This is a genomic window from Haliscomenobacter sp., from assembly GCF_033763495.1.
In the GTDB taxonomy this organism is placed as follows: domain Bacteria; phylum Bacteroidota; class Bacteroidia; order Chitinophagales; family Saprospiraceae; genus Haliscomenobacter.
The window spans coordinates 1-3,666 of record NZ_JANRKL010000054.1 but is presented as its reverse complement, the minus strand read 5'-3'; the positions used below and the strand labels follow the sequence as shown (position 1 = coordinate 3,666).

Genomic DNA, 3,666 nt, shown 5'->3' with positions numbered 1-3,666 from the left:
CCCTCAACTCCTCAACTCCTCAACTATGAATATTACCGTACTTACTCCTGATCGCGAAATTTTCGCAGGTCCGATCAAATCGGTAAAAGTGCCGGGTGTAAAAGGGGAATTTCAGATCCTGCAAAACCACGCCCCGATCGTGTCTGCTTTGTCGGCTGGCAAAGTGACAATCGTAACAGGTGCTGGTGACTACCGTTTCTACGACCTGGGTAAAAAAGAACAGGTGGAAGACAGTCAGGCCGAGCGCAAGATTGTTTTTCAGGTAGAATCCGGTTTTGTTGAAGTGCTGAACAATGAGGTTTCACTGCTGCTCGCAGGCGTGAAAGCTTAATACGATAAATAATCTGCCGCAAGGCGGATTATGATTTTGCTGAGTTTTTAGAGGAGGGTAGTCCGGTATGCGGGCTACCCTCTTTTGGTTTTGCTCCTATTTATTCCAATATTAGCGGAAAGATGAAGCGTCGGATTTCTTTCCCTTTATGTTTTTCCACATAATAGACATTACATGCTTTTAAGCCCTCGGTTTTAAAATGTTGCAGGAGTTTGAGTAAAGAAATTTTCACGGGATTAAAAGTGCCTTGTCCCTTTGTGGACACCAAAGCTTTTGACTGATTGTTCTCGAATGATAAATAGGTTTCACATGAGCTACAGCGAATGTCCTTGAAATACTTTACAGTCAGAGAATCAGATGATTTGATCTTACTGCTTTTAAGTACAACCTTCCCTTTTGACAGAACATTGAACTCATGAATTTTTACCCCATTGTAATAAACGTGCCAAAAATCGAGCGTATCAGCATTCATTTTTGGGCAAAACCACAAAAGAGCTAAACAGGTAAAGAATAGTGTTTTCAAATCTGCTTGAATTTAGTTGACATCTAAACTATCTTATATCCGACGACGAAATGGTGCAAGGATTTTATGGAGGACTGCCATAAGGTTGTCAGTAGCTTGTGTTTAATTTGTAGCATTAAATGCCTGGAGTTATGGAAAAGTTAGATTTAAGCAAACAGTTCAAAAGTTACTACACGGCCAAAACGCAACCTACTATTGCCCAGATTGAAGCTGCGCAATTCCTATCCATCCCCGGCCAGGGCGATCCGGATGATGCTGATTTTAGCGCTAACATTCAAGCTCTGTACACTACGGCTTATGCCCTCAAATTTGCCTACAAACAAAAAGGACTGGATTTTGTGGTAGCCAAACTGGAAGGTTTATGGTGGTTTGATGAAAAAAAATACGCTGGATTGTCCATGATCGAATCGGTACAAAAAGTGCCACGCAAAGAATGGGAATACCGCTTACTCATTCGTATGCCTGAATATGTTACAGCAGCAGAGGTGGAAAAGGCCATTCAAAGCGTAGTAGTTAAAAAACAAGTGGATTGGGCTCAGAACATCAGCCTGTACCAGATGAATGAGGGCAAAGTAGTCCAAATGTTACACGTTGGCCCTTTTTCTACAGAAATTGAGACCCTGTTGGAAATGGGGAAATTTATGGAAGCAAATCAAATGCTCAGAAATGGATTGCACCACGAAATTTACCTTTCTGACTTTCGCAAAACCGCTCCCGAAAAACTAAAAACCATTTTGCGCGAGCCTGTTAAATAACGCCTGTCATGCCTAAACCTAACGAAAAGCCCAAAATGCAAAACGTCAATTTCCAATCCATAGAGGAGTTTTTGGCTTTTCTGCCGCCTGATGAATTGGAAGTGGTAGAGTTTTTGCGGCAACTCATTTACGATTGTATTCCAGATGTGAGCGAAAAGCTGAGCTACAATGTTCCTTATTTCAAACGGCACAAAACCATCTGCTTTATTTGGCCTGGTTCGGTGTTGTGGGGCAAAAAACAAAGTTACACTGGTGTAAGGTTGGGCTTTGCCCAAGGCCATTTATTGACGGACGAAATGGGCTATCTGAAATTGGAAGGGCGGAAGCAGGTGGCCTGGCGGGATTTTGAGCGGGTGGAGGACATTGATGTGGAGTTGGTACAGGCGTATGTGTACGAGGCGGTGGCGGTGGATGAAGGATTGGCAAAAATCAAACGTAAAAAATAATTACCTCCCTGCAATCTCTTCTGGATCCATTACTGTCAAAATATTCGAGAAAATAATTTGCACTTGTTTGAAAAAAAACTTGCGCGGAAAATAAATCAATCGTAATATTGCGATGAATTTAGAACAAATGATCACTCAAGCAGGTATCGTTTTCAATTTGGAGCATCAAAAAAATCAAGCATCATCAGAGTTTGATTTTTTTTGAAAAAACCAATCGTAATATTACGATTGATCGGCGACAATAGACTACTCCCCTCAAGAAAATCCGCACTATTGCGGCCTTACTATTTAAAACTTTCAACCATGCTTAATTTGATGAATGCAAAAGCCAATTGCTGCGGCGGTGATGACAATTGCTGCGGAACTGGCTGCTGCTAGATTTACCAAAGGAGCAGGGCAAATCTGGTTTGCCCTGCTTATCATTTCATGATGTCTCGAAAATTCCTTATTAACACCATTCATAACCAAACACTTGGCCACATGAAACTTATGGCAGCTTTTTTCCTGGTGCTTTGTAGCCTTTCCACTTTTGCTCAAGGCATTCATCCGCTTGAGCCTAGTTCAGGACATTACAAAATCCTGCAAGCCCAATCCCCAGAACCCCATAGCCAGCGCGCCTGGATGGATACAATTGCTTTCCCTCCGGAGAAATACGGATGGTCAATTACCTACAGCCTGGTACAGCCCTACTACCTTAGCACAACGCAAGTAGGCACTTTACAAAATTGGCTGCTTGCTCCTGCTAATAGTTCGGCACAAACCCGGGCCGAATTAGACTATCTCTTAACCTTGCAAAATAAACGTACTCCTGAGCAAAGCAAACGAGTTACCTTTCTTGGCGATATTGGTTATTGGCCTCACGTGGATTTGCAAAAAAAGCATCCTGGGTACCAACGAAACCTGCAAGACTTGTTTTTTGAAGGAAGGGAGATTTTGGGTGAGCAATGCAAAGCAGAACATTTTCCCAAAACCGCTCAGGTGTTGAAGGGAATCATGCAGGACATGCGCATCATGGAGTTCAGTGTAAAATACCAGAACCTGAGGGCTCGACCTTATCAACTGGAGCCCAAATTGCAAGCCCTCGCCGTTATGGGTTCACCCTCGTTTGCCAGCGGGCATACCCTGTGGGCGTATATCCAGGCCTATTTTTGGAGTGAGTTGTTCCCTGAAAAAAGGCAGCAGTTTTTAAATCTAGCCGAGGAAATTAGGCAATCCAGAGAAATTATGGGGATTCATTATCCTAGCGACAATGAGGCTTCTCGGATTTTGGCGCATAAGATGCTGGAACTGATGAGCTATAGCGCGAAATTTCAGGAGGATTTTAAAGCGGCGAAGGGGGAATGGAAAGAGGTTCAAATGAAGATAAAGTAGGGCAATAGTTAGTTCGTTAGAATGTTGAACGAGTTGAGTATAAAAAGAAAAGGGTTACAAATCCATGAATTTGTAACCCTTTTGAAATCTTCGTGGGTGATGACGGATTCGAACCGCCGACCCTCTGCTTGTAAGGCAGATGCTCTAAACCAGCTGAGCTAATCACCCTTGTATTTGGTTTTTTGAGCCTTTTGCTCAAAAGCGTGCGCAAATATACGCGCTCATTTCAGTTTGCGCAAG

The 3,666-nt window shown here is 42.9% G+C and carries 4 protein-coding genes and 1 tRNA gene; 4 read left to right on the top strand and 1 reads right to left on the bottom strand.

From position 1 onward, the window contains the following. The 4 genes from SFV55_RS06405 to SFV55_RS06390 form a co-directional block, all read left to right on the top strand. Positions 1 to 331, top strand: a 331-nt coding sequence (locus SFV55_RS06405) for a F0F1 ATP synthase subunit epsilon (RefSeq protein WP_320028647.1), incomplete at its 5' end; no start/stop codon positions are given. 654 nt (positions 332 to 985) lie between these two features. Further along, on the top strand, positions 986 to 1,609 hold the full coding sequence (locus tag SFV55_RS06400) for a GyrI-like domain-containing protein (protein WP_320028646.1): 624 nt from the start codon (positions 986 to 988) through the stop codon (positions 1,607 to 1,609). 8 nt (positions 1,610 to 1,617) lie between these two features. After that, entirely contained in the window at positions 1,618 to 2,055 is a 438-nt protein-coding gene (locus SFV55_RS06395) for a DUF1801 domain-containing protein (RefSeq protein ID WP_320028645.1), read from the top strand. Positions 2,056 to 2,535: 480 nt separating this feature from the next. Further along, on the top strand, positions 2,536 to 3,426 hold the full coding sequence (locus SFV55_RS06390) for a phosphatase PAP2 family protein (RefSeq protein ID WP_320028644.1): 891 nt from the start codon (positions 2,536 to 2,538) through the stop codon (positions 3,424 to 3,426). Between the two features lie 93 nt (positions 3,427 to 3,519). On the opposite strand, the gene SFV55_RS06385 is transcribed toward SFV55_RS06390, so the two are convergent. Next, positions 3,520 to 3,594 (bottom strand) — tRNA-Val (locus tag SFV55_RS06385). Positions 3,595 to 3,666 lie beyond the last annotated feature (72 nt).

What these genes read in the sequence shown, in the direction of transcription:
- SFV55_RS06400 (WP_320028646.1), top strand. Translation starts at nt 986, where the DNA reads ATGGAAAAGTTAGATTTAAGCAAACAGTTCAAAAGTTACTACACGGCC.
- SFV55_RS06395 (WP_320028645.1), top strand. Translation starts at nt 1,618, where the DNA reads ATGCCTAAACCTAACGAAAAGCCCAAAATGCAAAACGTCAATTTCCAA.
- SFV55_RS06390 (WP_320028644.1), top strand. Translation starts at nt 2,536, where the DNA reads ATGAAACTTATGGCAGCTTTTTTCCTGGTGCTTTGTAGCCTTTCCACT.